Raw genomic sequence first — 21,714 nt, forward strand, 5'->3', positions numbered from 1 at the left:
AATTCGCATTGCGGGGCTTTGATAATTTAATGAGCGGATTACTGGAATCAGCTTTGGCCGGAATCGCAAATTCCAATTCGAGTCGCAAAGACAGGGAATTGGGGTTGAGACTCAGAACCTTAACCAGCTGTTTCGAAAAGTGCGAGGATCTGTTTGCCCTCGATGGAACGCGGGTCAATGGTACGCAGGTGTTTTTGACCCTGCATTTCCCATATCGCCGTCACAGTTCCTTCCTTTTCAACCGCCTGATAAGAAACGTCTTCCGGTGTTGCCGGTTCTTCCACGGGCGCCGTTTCCACCGTCGTTATTTGCTGGGCTGCAACTGGCGTTTCTGGAGCCTCGACGGCCTGTACTGCTTCATCTGACATTTAGATCTATGTTCTCCTCAAATAATAAACTGTCGCAGAATAGGGAATTCTGACACATTTGTCCTATATTGTCGAGCCCCAACTTCATTTAGACCGCTTTAAGTCAAGCTCGTAGAACCAAAAATCGTTATTAGGCTGGTCGATCTTTAGTTGGTCGGTCTTGCCGTCTTTGTCGATGGTAAAGGTCACAAAACCACGTGGAAAATTGTAATTGACCGACGGTCGCCAACGGATCTGAAAAGTATCGAAATGCCAAGGGTCGAGATCGGCGACAAAATTCGGGGCCGGAACCATACGCATCACAAGCTTGCCGTCTTCCTCGGCGATCGTTACGTCGCCATACATCTGACTTGTGTAGGTTCCGGCGTAATTTTTAAGATCGAGTGAAGGTTTGGTATTCAACACACGGGCATCGTCAATTTTTTTGGCCTCGGCTGCATCATTTGCTTTATTTGTTGCCATCACAGTTTTTGCTTCTTCGTTCCAGTCGCGTTTCGGAGCGTTTACAAAAACATCACGTATCTTTGCCATCATTATCTGGAATGACGGAGATTCGTTATTGGTCAGTACGACAAAACCAACATTCTCTTCCGGTATCAGCACAGTGAAGGAGAGCATTCCGTCGAGTCCGCCACTGTGGTTTATGATCTTGCGGCCCTGATAATCATACATTCCCCAGCCCAAGCCATAAGCGCTGAAATGCCGCGTCGGGTTGTTTTTTGCCGCAGCTTCCGAGATAGACTGCAAAGTATGCGGCGACCACATTTGCCAGCTTTGCTCGCTGCTAAATATCTTTTTGCCCTCAAATGTTCCTTTTCCCATCTGTAGGCGTATCCATTTCGACAGGTCCGCTACCGATGAATTGAGACGCACGGCGCCAATCGCCTCATCAAGAAATCCAACCGGCAAAGGTCGCAAAGTACCGCCAGATTCGTTATGCGGCATTGCGAAATTGTCCTTCATGTCGCGGACGCTCAACGTCGTTCTGTTCATCGCAAGTGGCGTCAGAATTCGTTCCTTAACAAACTCCGCCCATGGCTTGCCCGAAACCTTTTCGGTGATTCTGCCCGCAGCGATGTACATCAGATTTTGATAGCCGTAACGGCTGCGAAAACTCGAAACAGGCTTGAGATAACGCACACGCCGCAGCATCTCATCCGTCGAATACGTCGTGTCGTACCAAAGCAGATCGCCGCTAAATGTGTCGAGACCGACGCGATGGCTCAAGATGTCGCGGATCGTCAATTCGTTTGTGACCCACGGGTCATACATCTGAAAATCTGGCAGGTATTTCGAGACTTTATCGTTCCAGGCGATCTTTTTCTCATCAACAAGAATGGCGAGAGCCGCCGTCGCAAACGCCTTAGAATTTGACGCAATGGCAAACAGCGTATTCTCATCCACCTTGTCCGGCTTGCCGAGTTCGCGAACACCGTAGCCCTTTGCCATGACTACTTTGTCGTCTTTAACGACGGCAATAGCCATGCCCGGGCCTTTCCATGTGGTCATGACAGTGTTGGCGTAATCGTCGATCTCCTTTATTTTTTCGTCAATGGTCTGGCTGTAGACAAAAAGCTGAAAAACGAAAACAATAGCGAGAATTGAGGTGATCTTTTTCATAATATTGGCAATAATTCTATCATCTTTGCGATGCTCGTCGAGCCGCAATATTTCTTTAAGCAACAGAGATTTTCGTATATAATAATGCAAATTGCATCCGAGGGGTAGGAATAATAATGAAACAACAAGTGTCTTTACGAACGGTTTTTGGTCGGGCGAGGGTTGGTCTTTTTGTGGTCGTGGCTATCGGGATGATCGCTGTGATCCTTGGTATCTCAGGTTCGAAGCAGAATGCCAAGGAGAAGCGGAGTCGCAACTACCTCACGAATAAACTTGCTATTACCGATGAAGTGACCCGTAACATTCGGGACGGTTCCATGGCATTTTTCCGCGTAAACGTCACTAGTCAAGCTGATCGGGATGTTGCAGTCTCATTCGGACGCATCGTTGAGGACTATGGAAATTTCGTTATTATTGCAAAGCCTAGCAGGACCGATCTAAAGAGCCTGACTTTAGACAACCAACCTATTGAGACGTCGATCAACACTCCGGGTGCGGTATTTGATCCGATCAAAACTCCTCCGGCTGACACCAGCAGGTATGGCAATGCGGGCGGTTATTACATCGTCCAATTTGGCGGCATTGCAACTGACGAGTGGCTCGACAGCCTTCGCGAAATGGGCGTCGAGATATTGCAATATGTGCCGCACAACGCATTTTTTGTTCATGCGAGCGACGAAGCTATTTTGAAAGCTGGTTCCCTTTCACGAGTTCGCTGGGTCGGAGCGTTTTCGCCGGAATACAAAATTTCTGATGTTCTGCGTGACCAGATCCGAGCGGCTAGATCAAGATCTTTGCCGCTGAACAATGTTTCGCCGCTTGAGATGACAGGTGAGAGTACTTCGATCTTTGATCTCGCAGTGTTTAAGAGAGCGGATGTGAATCGAATTGCAGAGACCGTTTCAACATACTACGGCGGAAGCGTAAAAAGGGTAATCGATCTGCCTAATAATTATTTCAATGTGGTTCGCGTCGAATTGTCGTTAGACGAAGTTTTGAAGATCGCTGAAATTCCAGATGTCATCAGCATAGATTTTTACAGCACACCGCAGATCGAGGACGAAAGAGCGGCTCACATTGTCGCTGGAAACTACACAAGTACCACTGTTATTTCAGGGCCTGGATATGACCCTTTGACCCAATTTGGGGTTGACGGAACGAATGTCACGGTTGCAGTCGCCGATGACGGCATAAGTATTCCTGGAAACGGCGGATTTTATATTACTGCGGCCAATACTGTTCACGGAGTTTTGCGCGGAGCCGCTGCCGGAGCAACCGGCGGACACGGACACATAAATGCGAGCATTATCGCGGGCAGCACGCCGTTTGGAATTTTTGACCCGACCGGACACAATTACGGACTTGGCGTCGCTCCGAAAGCTAATATTATTAACTCTCCGTTTCTGGTTTCCGGCTACTCAGGCTCGGAATTGGAAGTATATAACGACACCGTCATTACACAGGGACCTAATGGTGTGAAAGGTTCGATAAGCAACAACAGTTGGGGAAACGGCACGAATTCGAACGTCTATGATTCATACACGGCCCAATTCGACGGATTTGTGCGCGATACATCTGTGGACGCGTCTATCGACCCGATAACGATAGTTTTTTCAGCAGGAAATTCCGGCCCCGGAGCCTTAAGCCTTACCCGGCCAAAGACCGCAAAGAATGTCATTGCGACCGGAAACACAGAAAACGTAAGACCGGAACTTGGAAACACGGGAGCAGACAATATGGACGATCTGCGTTCGTCCTCTAGCCGAGGCCCGGCAGCCGATGGCCGAGTTAAGCCGGACATTATGGCTCCGGGAACGGTTATCACCGGCAGCCGCGCCGGAAGCTGCGGTTCTGTTACAAGCTGTTTTGATGCAAACCACGCATACAGCAGCGGAACGTCACACGCTGCTCCGCAGATAGCCGGAGCCGCCGCTCTGTTTACGCAATTCTGGAAAAACGGAAACGGAGGCGTCAATCCTAGCCCCGCTTTGATAAAAGCTGCGGTTATAAACACCGCTCAGGAAATGAATGGAACGAGCACCGGAACGGCGATCCCAAATGGCAACGAAGGCTGGGGCCGCATCAATATGAAGTATATGTTGAATACCGGAGCCCCGATGAAACACGTGAATGAAACCACGGCCTTCACCGATCCCGGGAACAGCACGACTATAACCGGCACTGTCGGCAATGTGGCTAAGCCTGTACGTGTCAGTCTCGTTTGGACCGATCCTCCCGGAGCTCCAAACGCCAATCCGGCATTGGTCAACAATCTCGATCTGACCATTACGATCGGAGCAAACACTTATAAAGGGAATGTCTTCACCGGCGGCGTATCAACAACGGGCGGCTCGGCTGACGTTATTAATAACGTCGAAAATATTTTTCTTCCGGCGGGAATTGCAGCGGGAACGAGTTTCTCAATAACAGTCTCGGCAACGGCGATCAACGGCGACGGTATTCTTGGAAATGCAGACACTACCGATCAGCATTTCGCGCTCGTTGCATACAATTTTAACGAGGCATCGCCATCGGCTGCGATCAGCGGAACAGTCACTTACGGTAATGCCATCGGAGCACCGTCACCGCGTTTTGTATCTAATGCCACCGTCAACGGTGCCGGGGCGTCTAACCTTTCTACAACCACTGTTTTTCCCAGCGGCGATTACTCGCTTTCGGGATTTCTTGTTCCAGGTACCTACGTGGTCACTCTGGCAAAGACAGACGGCGTAAACGGTATCACTTCGTTTGATGCGGCGAGGGTCGCTCAGCATGTAGCCGGGGTGAGCGTCTTGACCGGAAATCAGTTTACTGTGGCGAACGCGAGCGGGAATGGGGGCGTGACCTCGTTTGATGCCGCGCTGATAGCCCGTTATGCAGCATCGCTGCCTGATTTCGGTTTGACGGCAAGATGGGTCTTTCAGCCGTTTGACAGAATATATTCGGATGTTACAGCAAATATCACAGGCCAGGACTATACTGCGCTTTTGATGGGTGAGGTTTCAGGAAACTGGACGAATTCGGGTGCGAGGCCTGCGGACAGGAGACAGGAGACGGGAGACTTGAGTCAGCAGATAGGCGACATTAAGAAAGCAGACATAGCTATCGGCCTGTCAGAGATCTCTGTAAAGAATGAGGAAATTACAATTCCTGTCAGCGTTCAGGGCATTGCAGATAAGGGCGTGATCGCTTATGAATTCGACCTCAGGTATGATCCGGCGATGATTCAGCCGCTTGCGGAGCCTGTCGATGTAAAAGGAACAGTGAGCCGTGGGCTTTCAATTATAACGAACGCAACCGAGCCGGGACTTTTGCGCGTTGTGGTTTACGGAGCGTATCCGATAGACGAGAACGGCGTGTTGCTGAATCTGAGATTTTCGGCTGTCGGTTCCGGCGGTTCGGTTTCGCCGATCTCGTTCGAGCGGATAATGTTCAACGAGGGCGAGCTGCAAGTGTCTGTCTCAGAAGGAAAGATCGAGATCGAGTGATATGGCTGTAATAAGGCACATGCGTTAGGAACGCGGTTTTGAAAACTCTTTGAGTGAAAGTTCGCGTTTGATAATTAAAAGCCAGCCCATTGCGGTCCAGAATAATATACGGCCTTTGCGGATAATTGCGAGTGTTACAGCAACACCGGCAGCGAGAGCGACTGTGTCGCCGATGATCTGTGCACCGGCCTCATCCACGCCGATGATAAAAGGTATCAACTTGAAGATGACTGTAATTAGACGGCTTACAGCTTCCATTAAAAATGCACTGAGCAAACTTGGATAGGTGTCGGTCAACCGGCTGAGAATATACCAAACCTCGGTGATACCCAATACAAAATAAGAGGCCTCCAACAGACAGATCGGCAGAAAGCGTTTTGGATAACTCCGGTAAAAGCTATAGATCAGGTCTTCGAAACGACGAACATGATTTCTGCCGTTCTCCAAAATGGATCTGAAAAAACCATTCTTATAGATCCAGTTGCAGATGAAACTGGCAAAATGCCACTGCCTGATCACCATCAAAAAACCTAAAACCAGCAAAATACTAACAGAAACGATCAAAAAAATGCTCGTCACTATCATGGTCTCGTCAATGGCAAAACCCTTGAGCAAAATAACGCCGCCGACGATCAAAAAAATGCTCGTCGCAAAACTGTAGAAAAGATTTTCCGTCGCAACCGACGACAATCCGGCGACAAGCGGAATGCGGTTTCGTACTGCAACAGCCTTTGCCGTGCCGCTGATCAGAATGCCGAGCGGAACCGTACTGCTCATCGCTTCGCCGATAATGACCGCTGGGATCGTGTCAGTGATACTTAGCGCATACGGCTCGTGAACACAGAGTTTCCAGGCGAATGCTCGAACACAAATTTTCACAAAATGGATGCACAGTATTACCGCAAAACCAACGACGCCAAATCGCAACACTCCGTGATAGAGTTCATTGACTCCTACGGAATAGACGAAATACGAGAACAGCCCGAGGCCGATGGTCGTCAGCAAAATTGCGGCGGCTTTTAACCGATTAATATGTTTTTTTGAGTTTTGCTGCGTCTCGATTGCCGGATACCTGCTTTGCCTTTGCTCGATGGCTTGATTAAAATATCATTTTACCAAAGTCGATCAATAAACTGTTAAGTTAAAAGGAATTAGCTATGAGCACAGCCGCAGTAACCGCATTATCAAACGTCGGGTTGACCGTTTTATCCGAAGAAGAAGAGCTTTTCCGCTCGTCCGTCCGCGAATTTGCCGAGGGCGAAGTTCGCCCAAAGGTCGAGGCGATGGAACACGCCGGAAAACTCGACGGCGACCTGATCAAGCAATGTTTCGAGCTCGGCCTGATGGCGATCGAATCGCCCGAGGAACACGGCGGTGCCGGTTCGACCATCTTTAATGCGATATTGGCGATCGAGGAATTGGCACGTGTTGATGCGTCCGTTTCTGTTTTTGTTGATGTGCATAATACGCTTGTGACCAATGCGTTTATGCGTTGGGCGAGCGATGAGCAAAAGAAAAAATACATGCCGCAGCTTGCCTCGGGCAAAGTAGGAGCGTATGCATTGTCCGAAGCCGCTTCTGGCTCTGACGCATTTGCGCTGAAAACTCGTGCCATAGAAAAGGACGATCATTTCGAGCTGACAGGCCAAAAACTGTGGATCACAAACGGCAACGAGGCCGAGATCTTTGTGACGTTTGCGACCGTCGATCCGGACGCAGGTTATAAAGGCATCACTGCCTTTATCGTCGAAAAGAACTTCGAAGGTTTTACTGTCGGCAAGAAGGAAGACAAGCTTGGCATTCGCGCTTCGTCAACAACCGAGCTGATTCTCGATAGCTGTAAAGTGCCAAAGGAAAATGTCTTAGGCGAAGTCGGCAAAGGTTACAAAGTTTCCATCGAAACCCTCAACGAAGGCCGCATCGGCATCGGAGCTCAAATGCTCGGCATCGCACAGGGCGCGTATGAATGTGCTCTTTCCTATACCAAGGAACGTGAGCAATTTGGCCAGGCAATAAATAGTTTTCAGGCCGTGCAGTTTCAACTCGCCGAAATGGCAGTGGAGATCGAAGCGACACGATTGCTGGTGTATAACGCCGCCCGGCTCAAAGACGCGGGCAAGTCTTTTTTGAAAGAAGCCGCAATCGCAAAACTATTTTCATCCCGCTGTGCCGAGCGAGTCTCTTCAAAAGCCATCGAACTCTACGGCGGCTACGGTTACGTCAAAGATTATCCAGTCGAAAAATATTGGCGAGACAGCAAGATCGGCTCGATCTACGAAGGTACGTCGAATATGCAGCTGCAAACGATCGCTAAATTGATCATGAGCGGAAAGTAATATCCGTGAATTATGTCCGACATCTCCATTCGCCAAGCTACACCTGATGATGCAAAACTGCTCACAGATCTTTCCTACACGACATTTTGGGATGCCTTTGCGCATCATCCTAAAAATGCGCCTGACGATCTTGCACATTACATGCGGCAGGCTTTCAGCGGCGAACAGATCGCAATAGAATTGGCTGATCCAAAATCGATATTTCTAATTGCTTTGATCGAAGACAAGCCTGCAGGTTATGCGAAACTGGTCGTTGACAACACTGAGCCAGGCATCACTGCGACGAGGCCGATCGAATTAAGCAGGCTCTATTCACATCAGGAGTTTCTCGGCAAAGGCGTTGGACAGAATCTTATGGACGCGTGTTTTGAGCGGGCTAAAAATGACGGCCACGACGTCATGTGGCTTGGCGTTTGGGAATACAATCCGCGTGCGCAGCGGTTTTATGAAAAGAATGGCTTTCGCGTAGTCGGCAATCACACCTTTCAACTCGGCTCCGATCCGCAGACCGATCTCTTGATGCAGAAAGAACTATCGTAAATTTATGGCTCCATACGGCAGAGCGTTGGCGGTTTGGGTGATCATAATGTGCATCGAGATCATTCACGGCATCGCTCGCGGCGTACTGCTTGTGCCTTTGACGGGCGATCTCGCCGCTCGGCAAATAGGCGTAGGTGTCGGTTCGCTGTTGATATTTGTCACTGCGTTGTTAACTGTTAATTGGCTCAGAACCACAAGTCTCGGGCAGCGGTTGATGATTGGAATTATTTGGGTATTTCTAACGGTGATCTTTGAGTTCTTGTTAGGCTATTGCGTCGTGGGACTTACGACCGACCGCATTCTCTCAGATTACGATATTCTGCATGGAGGTTTTATGATATTTGGACTACTGATAATGGCTTTATCACCCGCGGCCGCATATGTCATGAGGCACAACAAATCGACCACTTGATTTGTTCTTGCATATGATCTATCGTTGCATCTGTGCGATACATCAAAAACCCGCCAAATCCATACAATAAATATTCTGCCGAATACATTGGTGAGCCGCCGCCGACAAAACTTGAGATCTTCGAAGAAACTGCCACGAAGAAAATTATTACAAAGGCTTTCTCCTCCGATTGGGAAGGCGGCTGGCGTTTCACGGTCAATTGCTATCGCGGATGTGTCCACGGCTGCACATACTGTTTTGCGCGGCAGTATCATGAATGTCTCGGTTACGGAGCTGGAACGGATTTTGAGACAAAGATCGTCGTAAAACCCAACGCCCCGGAATTATTAAGACAAGAACTCAGGAAAACTCGCGACAAGATGCCGCATCTTGATTTTTCATTCGCGACCGATCCTTATCTGCCGCTCGAAGCAACCTATGAGTTGACGAGAAAATGCCTTGAGGTCTGCGTAGATTTTCAGGTTCCCGTTGGTGTAATTACAAAATCACCGCTCGTTACGCGCGATATTGAGATTCTAAAAAAACTAAAGAGCATCACGGTCTTCTTTTCGCTTCCGTTTCTTACAAAAGAAAGATCAAATCCCTTCGAACCATACACTCCTGTACCGGAAGCCCGGTTTCGTGCAATGCGACAGATCGCTGATGCAGGCATAACGGTTGGCATCGGTATCGCGCCTGTGATTCCTGGTTACAACGAATCGGACATTCCCGGATTGCTTGAGAAAGCAAAAGAAGCCGGTGCGACGCGAGCATTTATGTCGATGCTGCATCTTGATACTGACTCGATCGAGGAGTATTTTGTCAAAAAAATGCACGAACGGCTGCCTCCAACCCGCGTCACAAAGATCATCAATACGATGAAACGCGAACGCGGCGGATCTCTTCGCCACAAAACATACAAAGATCGCGGCGTCGGCAAAACCCAGCAGTGGGAAGTAACTACAAAATTATTTCAATTTCACGCAAAGCGATTGGGCTTCAATCAAAGAGAGAAAACGGTTGAAGTTGAGGTTGCGGCAGCAGCTCCTACGCAACAAAGGCTTTTTTAACGCAAAGTCGCTAAGCCGCAAAGTTAGTCAATCCGTTTTTCTTTGCGTCTTGGCACCTTAGCGTCTTTGCGTTTAAACTCATATCAATATGCAAAACCGCATCGAAGTCTTTCGCCAAATGATCGAGGCCGACCCCGAAAACACAATGGTCATGTTCGGCCTTGCCAAAGAATATGAAAAGCTCGGCCAACACGACGAAGTGATAAAATTGCTCGAAGATTACCTCGCCAAGGCCGACGACGAAGGCAATGCCTATGGCGTCCTCGCCCAGGCATACAACCAGACGGGAAACCGCGAAAAGGCGATCGAAACGTACAAAAAGGGAATCGACGTCTCAATGGCACATGGCCATCCGTCGATGGCAAATGAATACAAGATGACGCTTGATCTGGATTTTGGAGAATAAGATCTGATGAAACCGCATTTTATTCTCTACGTCCACGACCAAAAAGCGGCGACAGATTTTTACTCGGCTGTGCTTGAGGCCGAACCACGATTACACGTTCTGGGAATGACTGAGTTTGAGCTAAATGACGGAGCCGTTCTCGGCTTGATGCCTGCTGTAAGCGCTTCGCGTTTAGTTGGGCGAAATATTGACGTTTCGGGGCTTGCCGAAAATCCATGTGCTGAAATTTATTTGATTGTTGACGACCCTTCAGCTTTTCACTCGCGTGCATTACAAAATGGCGGCACAGAGATCAGTCCTTTAAAAGAGCGTGATTGGGGACACGATGCTGCGTATTCTACTGACCTTTCAGGACATGTTCTGGCTTTTGCTAGAGAGCTTTAGTTAGCTGAGTGCAGTTGACGACTAACACTTTCTTTATACGAACTGGCTTTACAGGTTTCTCACCTTCGACCGGAGCTTTGTTAATAGCATCCACAATACTCATTCCTTTTGTAACACGGCCAAAAGCCGCATATTTGCCGTCTAGCGACGCAGCAGAATCCACCAAAATAAAGAAATGCGTCGAAGCTTTATTTGGTTCGTCAGGCCGTGCCATTGAGACGATGCCTCGTTCGTGCAGTATCTTGTTCGGCTCATCGGGAATAGTCCGTCGAGCACGCAGGGCCAATTCGTTCGTGTAACCGCTTTCTCGTGTAGAAATATTGCCGCCCTGAATCACAAAGCCCGGTACGATGCGGCTAAATGTAGTCGTATCAAATGCTCCTGTTGATGCGAGATTGAGAAAATTGCGAACGGTTTCTGGCGCACTTTCGGGGTAAAGCTCAAACTCAATTTCGCCGGCTTCGGTTTCGAGCCTTATGCATTTTGCGGCCATCATTTTAATGTCGGCCTTATCAAAAGGCTCAGATACGATCTGCGGCGTTTCCGTCGGACGGGCATTTATTTTAGAGGGTTCAGGTTTTGGGGTCGTTGAAGCTCTCTGGCCAGACACCGCCACAGGCAGAAACATCAAAACGCAGGCCAGCATAAATACAACACGTCCAAACATAAATTACATTTTCGGTAAAACGGGTTGAGGTGTAAAGTGTTTTATTAAGAAGTGAGTGTCTTATATTCTTACTTTGCGTGCTTTGCGGCTTTGCGGGAAACTTTTAATCACGCAAGACGCCAAGTTTTAAATGACCCTCACAAGCTATATTTGTTTGCTAATAAAGATATGAAAAATATTTCACCATTGATCGCTGTACTCCTCTTTGTTATATCGACTTTTGCACAGCGCGAGCTTGGCGTTCGTCCTACCGACACAGGCGGGCCGCTGATGTTTGAACAGGCGGTGTTTGACGTGCAGAATTACGACATTTCGCTGAACGTTGATCCAAAAACGAAGTCGATCAGCGGCACGACCGTGATGAAGGCGAGGACCGCGATTCCAACGAACGTCATCGTGCTCGATCTCGACACTCCGTACACGATCAGCAAACTGACCGACGGCATCCGCGACCTCACCTATCAACGAAAAGAAGGCAAGATTTGGATATGGTTCCCAATGACAAAACAGGTCGGCGAAGAGATCAAAACAAGCATTACTTACGCCGGCACGCCACGCATTGCTCCAAAACCGCCTTGGATCGGAGGCTTTATGTGGAGCAAGACGGCTGACGGATCTGATTGGATCTCGGTCGCATTGCAAAACGATGGCGCCGATCTTATGTTCCCTTGCAAAGATCATCCGTCAGACAAACCGGCTATGGCTGCGATGCACATTACGGTTCCCGATCCGCTTATCGCTACTGGACCTGGCAAACTTGAAAGCGTCAAGAAAAACGCCGGAGGCACATCAACATTCAACTGGCGAATGACCAATCCGATTCCCAATTACTCGATAGTTTTCAACGCCGCGCCCTACAAACTGATCGAGGACAAATACAAATCCATTTCTGGCGATATGCTGCCGATCGTTTTTTATGTGTTGCCGGAAAGTTTTGCTAAAGGTGCAAGTCTGATCGCCGAGCAAAAAAAGTACATCGCATTTTTCGAAAAATACCTCGGCCCGTTTCCTTTTCGTTCACAAAAGGTCGGCATTGTCGAGACTCCTCATCTCGGCATGGAACACTCGACCAATATCGCTTACGGCAATGAGTTTAGGTATGACAAGGATGGAACCGACGGGCTGCTGCTGCACGAATATGGCCACGAATACTGGGCCAATCTTGTAACCGCGAGCGACTGGCGCGATTTCTGGATCCATGAGGGATTTCAGAGCTATATGGACACGCTTTATCAGGAACACCTGCACGGCCAGGAAGCCTACTTGACAACGATGGCTGATCGGGCAAAAAATTTCAGAAACATGCAGCCCGTGGCGCCGCGTGAAGCCAAGATCGCCTATCAGGTCTATATGGCCGAACCCGACTATCTAAAATCCGACGGCGACATCTATGGCAAAGGTGCCTATATTCTGCACACGCTAAGATACCTGATCGGCGACAAAGCCTTTTTCCAAGCCCTGCGCCACATGGCATACCCGACAAAGGAGATGGAAACCTACACCGACGGCCGTCAGACGCGGCTGGTAAATACCGACGACTTCCTAACCATCGCCGAGGCTGATTCGGGAATGCAGCTTGACTGGTTTTTCGAGCTTTACCTGCGCCAACCAAAACTGCCCAAACTGATCAAGGCTGTTCCCCAGGATTGCACAAACAACTGCCCGATGCTTTTAAGATGGGAAACGCCAGACAACATACCGTTCCCGATGCCCGTCGATGTCGTCGTAAACGGCAAAACCCAACGCATCGAAATGAAAGACGGCAAAGCCACCGTTACCTACACGGGCGCGCCGCCAGTCGTCGATCCGAAAGGCTGGGTGCTGAAAATGCGGTGATTGGGTAAATTGCCCGTTTTACGCCGATTTGGTATCTTAAAAAGTTGCCTTATTGGTAATATATTGCTACATACAGGACACATTTAATGACGACAGCAACAAAAAAGAACGGCAAGGCTGCCGCAGCAGAAAAGTATCACGGCCTCGATAACAAGACGCTTGTAGGGCTTTACCGCACGATGTATATGTCGCGGCGTGTCGATGATAAGGAAATCCAGCTCAAGGGCCAGAACAAGATCTTTTTCCAGATCTCAGGTGCAGGGCACGAAGGCATTCTCGCCGCTGCTGCTCTCGCGATGAAGCCCGCTTACGATTGGTTCTTTCCATATTATCGTGACCGAGCATTGATGCTCGGGCTTGGGATGACCGCTCAGGAAATGCTCTGGTCGGCGGTCGGTGCCGAGGTCGATCCTAATTCGCACGGCCGTCAAATGCCTTCGCACTGGGGACACAAAGCGTTAAATGTGCCTTCGCAATCGTCATGCACTGGCACACAGGCACTTCATTCGGTCGGAGCGGCTGAGGCGAGTTATCGTGCAGGCCTTGTTAAAGGCTTGAAAGACAAGATCATCGGTTATAAAGGTGACGAGGTCGTCTATATGTCGGTTGGCGACGGCACGACGAGCGAGGGCGAATGGTGGGAGGCTTTGAATACGGCCAGCAACCTCAAACTGCCTGTGATATTTGTCGTCGAGGATAATGGATACGCTATTTCGACTCCGGTCGAGGTCGGTACTGCAGGCGGCGATATTTCAAAGCTCGTCGCGGGTTTCCCCGATCTATTCATCCAGAAAGTTGACGGAACGGATGTGCTCGCTTCATACGAGGTGTTTTCAAAGGCAGTAAAATATTGCCGAGAACGAAAGGGCCCGGCATTTGTTCATGCCAAGGTTATTCGTCCATATTCCCACTCACTATCTGACGACGAAAAACTTTATCGCCCCGACGAAGAGCGTCAGGCCGACGCCGCGATCGACCCGATCAAGAAATACGCCGAGTTTCTTATGAACGAAGGCATTGCCTCATCAGAAGACCTCGAAGCGCTTCGCAAAGAGGTTGATGACGAGGTAAACAAGGCAGCCGACATCGCCATCGAAACGCCGCAGCCTGCTCCAGAATCGGCGTATCGCAATGTATTCTCGCCAGACATCGATCCGACGGATCGTCAGCGCTTTGATACCGAGGACGGTGCGGAACTTTCCGGCAACGCCGGCACGATGGTCGATCTCATCAACCGCTGCATGCACGAGGAAATGGAGCGTGACGAACGCATTGTCGTTTTTGGCGAGGACGTTGCCGATTGCTCACGTGAAGAATATCTCGAACAGGTTAAGGGCAAAGGCGGCGTGTTTAAGGTCACGGCAAATCTGCAGCGAAAATTTGGCGGCGCGCGCGTTTTCAATTCACCGCTTGCCGAGGCAAACATCATCGGCCGTGCGGTCGGAATGGCGATCAGGAACCTCAAACCGGTCGTCGAGATCCAGTTTTTTGATTACATCTTTCCTGCGTTTCACCAGATCCGCAACGAGGTCGCTGTAACGCGTTGGCGTTCGGACGGCGACACAAAATGTCCGATGGTGATGCGTGTTCCGGTCGGCGGTTATCTGAAAGGTGGTGCCGTTTACCACTCGCAATCAGGCACGACGCTCTTTTCGCATACGCCGGGATTGATGATCGTTTATCCGTCAACAGCTCTCGATGCGAACGGCTTGTTAAGAACCGCGATCCGCTGCGACGACCCTGTTTTATTTCTCGAACACAAGCATCTTTATCGACAGGTTTACAATAAATCGCAGTACCCGTCGAGCGATTTCCTAATCCCGTTCGGCAAGGCCAAAAAAGTCCGCGAAGGCAGCGATGTCACTATCATAACCTTCGGTGCATTGGTGGAACGCTCAAACCAAGCCTGCAAACGTCTCGAACAACAAGGGATCTCGGTCGAACTGATCGATCTGCGCACGCTCGTTCCCTACGACTGGGAAGCCATCGCCGAATCCGTCAAGAAAACATCACGCGTCATCGTCGCTCACGAAGATCCAGTCTCCTACGGCTACGGCGCCGAGATCGCCGCACGCATCTCAAACGAACTATTCGAATACCTCGACGCTCCCGTCCGCCGCGTAGGCGCCACCGACACCTTCGTCGCCTACGCCCCGCAGGTCGAAGATTTCATCCTTCCGCAGTCGGAGGATGTCGAAAAGGCTGTGCAGGAGTTGATGAAATACTAAGAAAAAATTAACCGCAGATGAACGCAGATAAACACAGATAGGAAATGACTGAAAGTGAATTGAATGCATTGTCTGAAAAGGTTATTGGTTGTGCATATGCGATTGGGAATACCTTAGGTTGTGGGTTTCTCGAAAAAGTTTACGAAAACGCGCTGGCTCATGAAATTCGAAAGTTAGGAGTCAAAGTAGAAATACAAAGGCCTTTGCATGTCATATACGACGGAGTAATAGTAGGCGAATATTTCGCAGACCTGTTAATCGAAGATGTGCTTTTGATAGAACTCAAAACAACGAATGGATTTAGTGACAATCACAAGGCCCAATGTATTAATTATCTAAACGCAACTAAGTTGCCACTTTGTTTGTTGATAAACTTTGGTCGCCCAAGGGTCGAAATTAAACGTGTATTTCAATCACAGTTCCTTGAAAATATTTCCTAAATATCTGTGTTCATCTGCGTCTATCTGCGGTTAAATTTCTTTTATGGGAAAGATTGTTGTTCAAAGTTTCGGTGTTTCGCTCGATGGATATTCTGCAGGAACGAACCAGAGTCTCGAAAACCCGCTCGGCATTCGTGGGCCGGAGTTGATGGAGTGGTTCTTTCCGACGAAGACTTTTATCGAACAGCACGGCGGCGATGGCGGTGGTGAGACAGGCATTGACGATCAATTTGCGGCAGAGAGTATGAGCGGCAAAGGTGCGTGGATACTCGGACGACATATGTTCGGGCCGGTTCGCGGGCCTTGGCTAGATGATGAATGGAAAGGCTGGTGGGGCGACGAGCCTCCGTATCACGTTCCTACCTTTGTTCTCACGCATCACGCACGCGAGCCGATCGAAATGAAAGGTGGCACGACCTTTCACTTCATAACCGACGGCATTCACTCGGCACTTGAACAAGCAAAGGCGGCAGCGGGCGGAAAAGATATTCGCATCGGCGGCGGACCTGCGACGGTTCGACAATATTTACAAGAAGGGCTGATCGACGAGCTGCATCTCGCCCTACGGCCCGTTATTCTCGGGCAGGGCGAGCCGCTCTTTGCCGGACTCGATCTTCGAGCACTCGGCTACCAAGTGGACAGAATGGTACAAGGCGAGCGAGCCGTGCATATATTTATCAGGAAGACATAGTATTCTGTTTTTTATTGAATTGAGTTTCCCGAATTGAGGATATTTTATGGATCGCCGTCATTTCTTAGCCGCAAGTGGATTGGCGGTCTCATCGTCAGTGCTAACCCGAAACATTGAAGCCGGAGCGAGAGATGTCCCTTCAACTGAGTTATTTAAACAAATCAATTTCACGTCTGACGGTCTGGGACTAGATCCTCGCGAGTACGTTACTCTGCTACATGAAGCGTCAAAAGCTCGAAACCCAGAAGCCGATTACTACTCAAATGGTGGATGTGTCCGAGAACTTGAGCAAAAATTTGCGCAGCTTCTTGGGAAAGAAGCTGCGATGTTTGTGCCAACCGGTACTTTAGCTAACCATCTCGCGATAAGGAAGCTCGCGGGAACCGATCGCCGGGTTCTCGTACAGGCCGAGAGTCATTTCTATAACGACAGTGGCGATTGCTCCCAGACGTTGAGCGGTTTGACCCTTATACCGCTGGCAATGGGCCGCAGCACGATCGAACTTTCAGAAGTGAAGCGGTGGGTCGAGCGTTCCGCGGGTGGCCGAGTTGAAACAAAAATAGGCGTGATCTCCATTGAAAATCCGGTCCGGCGGAATGATCACGAAATGGTCGACTTTGGAGAGTTGGAACGTGTCTGTAGTTACGCACGCAGCCAGGGGATACGCCTACACCTAGATGGCGCACGCATGTTCAACCTCCCTTTTCATTCCGGCAAGGGTATAAGGGAATATACGGCTCTTTTCGATACCGTTTACGTGTCTATATGGAAGCATTTCAACGGTGCAGCAGGTGCGATAATAGCCGGAAATGCAAAGTTCATCGAAGGAATGTTTCATATGCGACGGATGTTTGGCGGCTCGTTACCTCAGGCGTGGCCGGAAATCGCCTTAGTAAATCAATATGTGGATACCTTCGAAGACGAATATGCCAAAGCTTGGCGTATTGCGGACCAGGTGATCAATGTGCTTGGATCAGACGGCCGATTCAAAGTACAAAAAGTGCCGAATGGCACGAGCCGATTCTTGCTTACGGTCTCCGGTATGAAGCCCGAAGTATTTTCCGAACGCGTCCTAAAAAAGGGCGTTATTCTTCCTCACGCGCGTCCCGACACAGGGGTGTTTCCGATGCAGGTGAACTCAACAATTAGGCGCATGACCCCTATGGCACTTGCGCAGATCTTCAGCGATTCTGTAAAAGCTTGAAACGCTTCCGTTGGTTATTGTTTTAACCTATAAATTCCTGTTGCCAGGCGTTCAGCAAACCCTTCGTCAACAAGTTCGTGATTTGCCTTGCCCGATTCCCAGCGTTGGAAGCCGAATTTGCCTGAAAGTTCACCGACCAAGGTCATGCCGCACATTTGCAGGTATGTTCGGGCGAGTTCGCGGACCGCATCTTCGCGTTTTATTTTGATCTTTAACTCGGCAGGGAAACGGGCTTCGGCGAGTGTCCAGATGTAGGTGAACTTGGGAACATAGAGGACCTCTTGCGGCACGACTTTCATTCGGCGTTGGAGTTCGTCGAGGGCATTTGTGAGATCTTTTTTGTCCTTAAAACCGCACTCTTCGCGAAGGTCGGCGGTAGCCATTTCCCATTCTTTGCGTAGGACTTTCAGCACAAGCTGTGCGTTCTTTGACAAGATGCCTGATTCGCCTTTTCGCGAGCAGCCCCAGATCGCGTTAAAAACCGGTATCATCCGCGGCGCCACAAACCACGAATTGCCCTTGATGAGCTTTGCGTAATAGAGCTTACCGCGAGCGATGACTTCGTCTTTTAGGACCCATGCTCGGCTTGCCTCGAAATCCTTCTGCACAGTTCGCGGCATATGAGCATCTCGGCTGCCGCAAACGGCAATATAGACTGACGGCATAGCCTTTCGTATGTCGGTAAGGCCGAGGCAAAATCCGAGTTCCTCGACCATTTCTTCGACAGCTTCGGCGGTGTCGATCTTTAAAGAATCTTCACGCCGCCATTTGCGGTCACGGTATTGTTCGATCTCTTCGGGTAGAGTTTTCACGAGAACTATTTTGCCACAGAGGACACTGAGAGCACATAGAAGAAAAAAGGCAGCCGCAAGACTGCCCTTTCGATTTTTCTTATACATGTCTATCTGCGTCAATCAGCGGCCAAAAATTATCTTTGCCCGGTATTTACCGGCGACGAAGACCGAACAGTAATTGTCGAGCCTGTTTGCAGCCGAATGTCGTCTTTACCGGTTACGATAACTGACCCGGCACCTGCACCGCCCCCAATAACCGCTCCAACCGCCGCACCTTTTGCTCCACCCAAGATTGCCCCCAAAATTGCTCCAGCGCCGGCTCCAAGACCTCCACGTTTGGCCGTCTCTTTAGTTTGGCTGCTGCCTTTGGCGGTGCCTTCGTTGTCGATCTTGACGGTTTTGCCGTTCTGATCTTTGATGCCGAGAAGCGTGCCGGCAAAATCATGCGTCTGGCCGTTTCGCAGGCGTATTCGCTCGAAATTGAACGTGACGTTTGATTGTCCGGTAACTTTACCTGAGCGTCCGACGCCGGAAATATAGCCTTCGATAACGGCACCGCGAAACTCGACCGGCGATTGCACCGTCAGGCGAAAGCGGTCGTTATTTTGCGACACATTTGTGTTGATCTCGTTTTCGAGAATGCCGGTGATCGTAACGCCGTTCGGCACGACGTAATTGCCGGGACGCGAAGTCGAAATGCTCGGAACGCCGCCGTTCGGCACGTTGCCAGATTGATCGTTATCGGAGTAACCTCCGCTGTTATCGGGCACATTTCCATTTGGGTTTATGCCAAGCTGTGCAACCGCATCTGTCTTATTGTAGACACTTTCGGCGATGACGGTTTGGTTGAGGTATTCGGTCGTGATGCGGCGATTGACCTTCAACGCTTTGCCGTTGCTCAAGCTTGTGAATGTGATCGTGTAATCTGTGTCGCCGCCGAGGCTCGAAACGATCAAACTTTGCCCATTCAAAGTCGCTCGAACGCGGATCGACTTACCGGAAGGCGACGATTCCGTCTTATCGCGGCCGTCGGCAGTGAATGTAACCGGCGAAGCATTTGAGGTTGCGAGGGTTACTTGGTTACCGCGAATATCGATCGCTATCTGTCCCGGAGCGACAAGCTTATCTTTCAGATCTTCGCGCTGCTCGGTGCCGAGACTGGTATCGGCAACGATGTCGTCGATATTTTCGCTTCGAGCGGAGTCGAGATCGTAAGTGCCTGAAAGCCCAACGCTTACAGTGTTCAGCGGGCCTTTGTCGGGATAATCTTTGACCCATTGAGGATCTTCTTCGACGGTCCAATTGGGCGTAACGCCATAGTTTGCTCCAAGTCGCTCTATTTGCCGCTTAACGCCGTTCCAATCATCTTCGACACGGCGATTTTGCGGGTTCGATTGCAGAAAGACATTTATGCGGCGAGCCGCATCGACGATCTGGTTCACGTCATCGCGATTTTCGCGGCGGCGGTCGAAATTGTCCTGAAACTGCTGAATGCTGTCGCGCAAAGGTCGAATCGAATCGGCAAGATCCGCGATCTGGCCGTTATTCGTCGAGGAGCTTTGCATCTGATAGCGTGCATTTTGCTCAAAATCGTCGAGCTTTGAGTTCAGGCTACGCACTGCATCGCGAATATCGCGGTCATTTCGCCGCTGAGCGTTTGTTATGCCCGCAATGCCGAGCAGCATCGACACGACCACCAACGAAAGCGAAAACGTGCTTCTTATCTTCTTCATATTTTTCCTCACCTTTTTGCCCGTCGGAATAGGCGCTTTCTTACCCGCCAATTTTGAAGCATTTTTTGTGCCAATGGTTGTTTCACAACGAGCGGATATAGCCGACGCATATGATAACATCACTGTAATAGCAGGTTTGAAACTATGTCAGCAAATGAATACAAAGCCACGGTAACCTACGCAGGAGACGAATTCTTTATCGGCACGCCGCCGAGCGGTCACGCTCAACTAATGGATTCTAAAGGAGATAGGCACGCTGCACCGACCCCAATGGAGATGCTGCTGGTGTCCGTAGCGGGCTGTACCGCTGTCGATGTCATCTCGGTCCTGCATAAAAAACGTCAGGACGTGACTGCCTACAATGTCGAGATAAAAGGCGAGCGAAAAGAGGATCATCCGCGGGCGTTTATCAAATTCCACGTCCACCATATCGTGCATGGCCGCAACGTTTCCGAAAAAGCCGTCGCCGACGCCATCGAACTGTCCGACACAAAATACTGCTCCGTCGCCGCGACAGTCCGCCCAACAGCCGAGATCATGACGAGCTTCGAGATCATCGAAGTGTCAGAACCCGCTGCGTAAGCGGCGGGGCAGTTTGAAATTTCTGTGTCCTCTGTGTCTTCTCTTTGCGTACTCTGTGTTTGAAAGCTCAGCTAAACACAAAGGTCACAGAGGTAAAACACAGAGAACACAAAAAAAAGCCATCGGAGACACCCAAAAAGCCATCGGAGTACCCCCAAAAAGCCATCGCTAGACCCCAAAAAGCCACCAAAAAAAGTGATGCCGCAATAATCTGCTCTCCTCGATCAATGTGTCCTCGGGACCAATAAGTCACCCCTATTGCCTACGCCGATAACGCAGTTGATCACTGTCCTGATCGACGAACTGTTCACTGTGTCCTTTGTGTCTTCGTTTTGTGTGCTCTGTGTTAAGAAAAATCTCAACACGGAGATCACGGAGAGGCGGACACGGAGAAACACGGAGAAAATCATATCAAGCATTTTTTTGATTGTCTTGACTATGCAACAGACAATTAGATATGCTACACTTCTAAAAAAAAGGAGGAATTTCAGATATGAAACCAGATTGGAGAGAATGCCCGCGTGGAGATCTTATCGGACAGTGGTCCGCGCATTACGTAACGATGAACCCAAAGGGCCACATCGCAATGAACCGCAGGACCTACGAATCGCTTAACGAGCCAAAGGCGTTTAACTTGCTATTCGACAAGGTAAACAACCGCATCGGCCTAAAACCGACCGCGCTCGCGGCCCGCAACGCTTTCCCTGTCGCAAAACAAGGCCGTCACGGCGGCAAATTGGTGCGTGCCTATCGAATGATACAAGAATTCGGCATCGACCTGCCCGAAACTATTCGTTTTCACGATATCGAGACAAATGAGGACGGAATCTTGATGCTCGATATGCGAACGGCAAAAGTCTCAACCCGCGCTCAAGGTCAGAAAAAACGCGGCGATAAACAAGCCCGCAAGTGAGTAAAGGCATTATTTTGCAAAAG

General features: G+C 49.7%; 20 protein-coding genes. 14 read left to right on the forward strand and 6 right to left on the reverse strand.

The window, feature by feature from the left end:
• Positions 1–119 precede the first annotated feature (119 nt).
• The gene (locus IPL32_08910) at positions 120–368 is read right to left on the reverse strand and encodes a hypothetical protein (protein MBK8465937.1); all 249 of its coding nucleotides are present in this window, start codon (positions 366–368) and stop codon (positions 120–122) included.
• Positions 369–452: 84 nt separating this feature from the next.
• Positions 453–2,051, reverse strand: coding sequence for a serine hydrolase (locus IPL32_08915; GenBank protein MBK8465938.1), 1,599 nt, complete (start codon positions 2,049–2,051; stop codon positions 453–455).
• A 53-nt stretch (positions 2,052–2,104) separates the two neighbouring features.
• On the opposite strand from IPL32_08915, the gene IPL32_08920 reads away from it, so the two are divergent.
• Complete coding sequence (locus tag IPL32_08920) at positions 2,105–5,476, forward strand: S8 family serine peptidase (GenBank protein MBK8465939.1); 3,372 nt, start codon at positions 2,105–2,107, stop codon at positions 5,474–5,476.
• Positions 5,477–5,500: 24 nt separating this feature from the next.
• Here IPL32_08920 and IPL32_08925 read toward each other — a convergent pair whose 3' ends face one another.
• The gene (locus tag IPL32_08925; protein MBK8465940.1) at positions 5,501–6,481 is read right to left on the reverse strand and encodes a flippase-like domain-containing protein; all 981 of its coding nucleotides are present in this window, start codon (positions 6,479–6,481) and stop codon (positions 5,501–5,503) included.
• A 152-nt stretch (positions 6,482–6,633) separates the two neighbouring features.
• On the opposite strand from IPL32_08925, the gene IPL32_08930 reads away from it, so the two are divergent.
• From IPL32_08930 to IPL32_08955, 6 genes are all read left to right on the forward strand, one after another.
• Entirely contained in the window at positions 6,634–7,812 is a 1,179-nt protein-coding gene (locus tag IPL32_08930) for an acyl-CoA dehydrogenase (protein MBK8465941.1), read from the forward strand.
• Positions 7,813–7,824: 12 nt separating this feature from the next.
• Entirely contained in the window at positions 7,825–8,352 is a 528-nt protein-coding gene (locus tag IPL32_08935) for a GNAT family N-acetyltransferase (GenBank protein MBK8465942.1), read from the forward strand.
• Between the two features lie 4 nt (positions 8,353–8,356).
• The gene (locus IPL32_08940; GenBank protein ID MBK8465943.1) at positions 8,357–8,764 is read left to right on the forward strand and encodes a hypothetical protein; all 408 of its coding nucleotides are present in this window, start codon (positions 8,357–8,359) and stop codon (positions 8,762–8,764) included.
• A gap of 32 nt (positions 8,765–8,796) precedes the next feature.
• Positions 8,797–9,813, forward strand: a complete 1,017-nt coding sequence (locus IPL32_08945) for a radical SAM protein (GenBank protein ID MBK8465944.1) — start codon at positions 8,797–8,799, stop codon at positions 9,811–9,813.
• An 88-nt stretch (positions 9,814–9,901) separates the two neighbouring features.
• Positions 9,902–10,219: a tetratricopeptide repeat protein gene (locus tag IPL32_08950; GenBank protein MBK8465945.1), complete on the forward strand. Its 318-nt coding sequence runs from the start codon at positions 9,902–9,904 to the stop codon at positions 10,217–10,219.
• 6 nt (positions 10,220–10,225) lie between these two features.
• The gene (locus tag IPL32_08955; protein ID MBK8465946.1) at positions 10,226–10,603 is read left to right on the forward strand and encodes a glyoxalase; all 378 of its coding nucleotides are present in this window, start codon (positions 10,226–10,228) and stop codon (positions 10,601–10,603) included.
• Here the strand turns inward: IPL32_08955 and IPL32_08960 are convergent.
• A complete protein-coding gene (locus IPL32_08960; protein ID MBK8465947.1) occupies positions 10,590–11,270 on the reverse strand; it encodes a peptidylprolyl isomerase in 681 nt (226 codons plus the stop codon). The two genes, IPL32_08955 and IPL32_08960, sit on opposite strands and share 14 nt — an antisense overlap.
• Before the next feature lie 168 nt (positions 11,271–11,438).
• Between IPL32_08960 and IPL32_08965 the strand changes: the two genes are divergently transcribed.
• From IPL32_08965 to IPL32_08985, 5 genes are all read left to right on the forward strand, one after another.
• Positions 11,439–13,106: a M1 family metallopeptidase gene (locus IPL32_08965; GenBank protein ID MBK8465948.1), complete on the forward strand. Its 1,668-nt coding sequence runs from the start codon at positions 11,439–11,441 to the stop codon at positions 13,104–13,106.
• Positions 13,107–13,192: 86 nt separating this feature from the next.
• Positions 13,193–15,334 (forward strand): dehydrogenase E1 component subunit alpha/beta, encoded by a 2,142-nt coding sequence (locus IPL32_08970; GenBank protein ID MBK8465949.1) that lies wholly within the window; start codon positions 13,193–13,195, stop codon positions 15,332–15,334.
• 44 nt (positions 15,335–15,378) lie between these two features.
• Entirely contained in the window at positions 15,379–15,774 is a 396-nt protein-coding gene (locus IPL32_08975) for a GxxExxY protein (GenBank protein ID MBK8465950.1), read from the forward strand.
• Positions 15,775–15,817: 43 nt separating this feature from the next.
• Positions 15,818–16,465 (forward strand): dihydrofolate reductase, encoded by a 648-nt coding sequence (locus IPL32_08980; GenBank protein ID MBK8465951.1) that lies wholly within the window; start codon positions 15,818–15,820, stop codon positions 16,463–16,465.
• 46 nt (positions 16,466–16,511) lie between these two features.
• Positions 16,512–17,669 carry a hypothetical protein gene (locus tag IPL32_08985; protein MBK8465952.1) on the forward strand — a complete coding sequence of 386 codons (1,158 nt, stop codon included), beginning with the start codon at positions 16,512–16,514 and terminating at the stop codon, positions 17,667–17,669.
• Between the two features lie 14 nt (positions 17,670–17,683).
• Here IPL32_08985 and IPL32_08990 read toward each other — a convergent pair whose 3' ends face one another.
• Together IPL32_08990 and IPL32_08995 are read right to left on the reverse strand one after the other, a co-directional pair.
• Positions 17,684–18,481: a winged helix DNA-binding domain-containing protein gene (locus tag IPL32_08990; protein ID MBK8465953.1), complete on the reverse strand. Its 798-nt coding sequence runs from the start codon at positions 18,479–18,481 to the stop codon at positions 17,684–17,686.
• Positions 18,482–18,597: 116 nt separating this feature from the next.
• Positions 18,598–20,196, reverse strand: a complete 1,599-nt coding sequence (locus tag IPL32_08995; protein MBK8465954.1) for a hypothetical protein — start codon at positions 20,194–20,196, stop codon at positions 18,598–18,600.
• A gap of 144 nt (positions 20,197–20,340) precedes the next feature.
• On the opposite strand from IPL32_08995, the gene IPL32_09000 reads away from it, so the two are divergent.
• Both IPL32_09000 and IPL32_09005 read left to right on the forward strand, forming a co-directional pair.
• Complete coding sequence (locus IPL32_09000) at positions 20,341–20,778, forward strand: OsmC family protein (GenBank protein MBK8465955.1); 438 nt, start codon at positions 20,341–20,343, stop codon at positions 20,776–20,778.
• A gap of 493 nt (positions 20,779–21,271) precedes the next feature.
• On the forward strand, positions 21,272–21,691 hold the full coding sequence (locus IPL32_09005; protein MBK8465956.1) for a hypothetical protein: 420 nt from the start codon (positions 21,272–21,274) through the stop codon (positions 21,689–21,691).
• The last annotated feature ends 23 nt before the right edge of the window (positions 21,692–21,714 follow it).

Source organism: Chloracidobacterium sp., assembly GCA_016711345.1.
Classification (GTDB): domain Bacteria; phylum Acidobacteriota; class Blastocatellia; order Pyrinomonadales; family Pyrinomonadaceae; genus OLB17.

What these genes read in the sequence shown, in the direction of transcription:
- IPL32_08910 (MBK8465937.1), bottom strand. Translation starts at nt 368, where the DNA reads ATGTCAGATGAAGCAGTACAGGCCGTCGAGGCTCCAGAAACGCCAGTT.
- IPL32_08920 (MBK8465939.1), top strand. Translation starts at nt 2,105, where the DNA reads ATGAAACAACAAGTGTCTTTACGAACGGTTTTTGGTCGGGCGAGGGTT.
- IPL32_08930 (MBK8465941.1), top strand. Translation starts at nt 6,634, where the DNA reads ATGAGCACAGCCGCAGTAACCGCATTATCAAACGTCGGGTTGACCGTT.
- IPL32_08935 (MBK8465942.1), top strand. Translation starts at nt 7,825, where the DNA reads ATGTCCGACATCTCCATTCGCCAAGCTACACCTGATGATGCAAAACTG.
- IPL32_08940 (MBK8465943.1), top strand. Translation starts at nt 8,357, where the DNA reads ATGGCTCCATACGGCAGAGCGTTGGCGGTTTGGGTGATCATAATGTGC.
- IPL32_08950 (MBK8465945.1), top strand. Translation starts at nt 9,902, where the DNA reads ATGCAAAACCGCATCGAAGTCTTTCGCCAAATGATCGAGGCCGACCCC.
- IPL32_08955 (MBK8465946.1), top strand. Translation starts at nt 10,226, where the DNA reads ATGAAACCGCATTTTATTCTCTACGTCCACGACCAAAAAGCGGCGACA.
- IPL32_08960 (MBK8465947.1), bottom strand. Translation starts at nt 11,270, where the DNA reads ATGTTTGGACGTGTTGTATTTATGCTGGCCTGCGTTTTGATGTTTCTG.
- IPL32_08965 (MBK8465948.1), top strand. Translation starts at nt 11,439, where the DNA reads ATGAAAAATATTTCACCATTGATCGCTGTACTCCTCTTTGTTATATCG.
- IPL32_08970 (MBK8465949.1), top strand. Translation starts at nt 13,193, where the DNA reads ATGACGACAGCAACAAAAAAGAACGGCAAGGCTGCCGCAGCAGAAAAG.
- IPL32_08975 (MBK8465950.1), top strand. Translation starts at nt 15,379, where the DNA reads ATGACTGAAAGTGAATTGAATGCATTGTCTGAAAAGGTTATTGGTTGT.
- IPL32_08980 (MBK8465951.1), top strand. Translation starts at nt 15,818, where the DNA reads ATGGGAAAGATTGTTGTTCAAAGTTTCGGTGTTTCGCTCGATGGATAT.
- IPL32_08985 (MBK8465952.1), top strand. Translation starts at nt 16,512, where the DNA reads ATGGATCGCCGTCATTTCTTAGCCGCAAGTGGATTGGCGGTCTCATCG.
- IPL32_08995 (MBK8465954.1), bottom strand. Translation starts at nt 20,196, where the DNA reads ATGAAGAAGATAAGAAGCACGTTTTCGCTTTCGTTGGTGGTCGTGTCG.
- IPL32_09000 (MBK8465955.1), top strand. Translation starts at nt 20,341, where the DNA reads ATGTCAGCAAATGAATACAAAGCCACGGTAACCTACGCAGGAGACGAA.
- IPL32_09005 (MBK8465956.1), top strand. Translation starts at nt 21,272, where the DNA reads ATGAAACCAGATTGGAGAGAATGCCCGCGTGGAGATCTTATCGGACAG.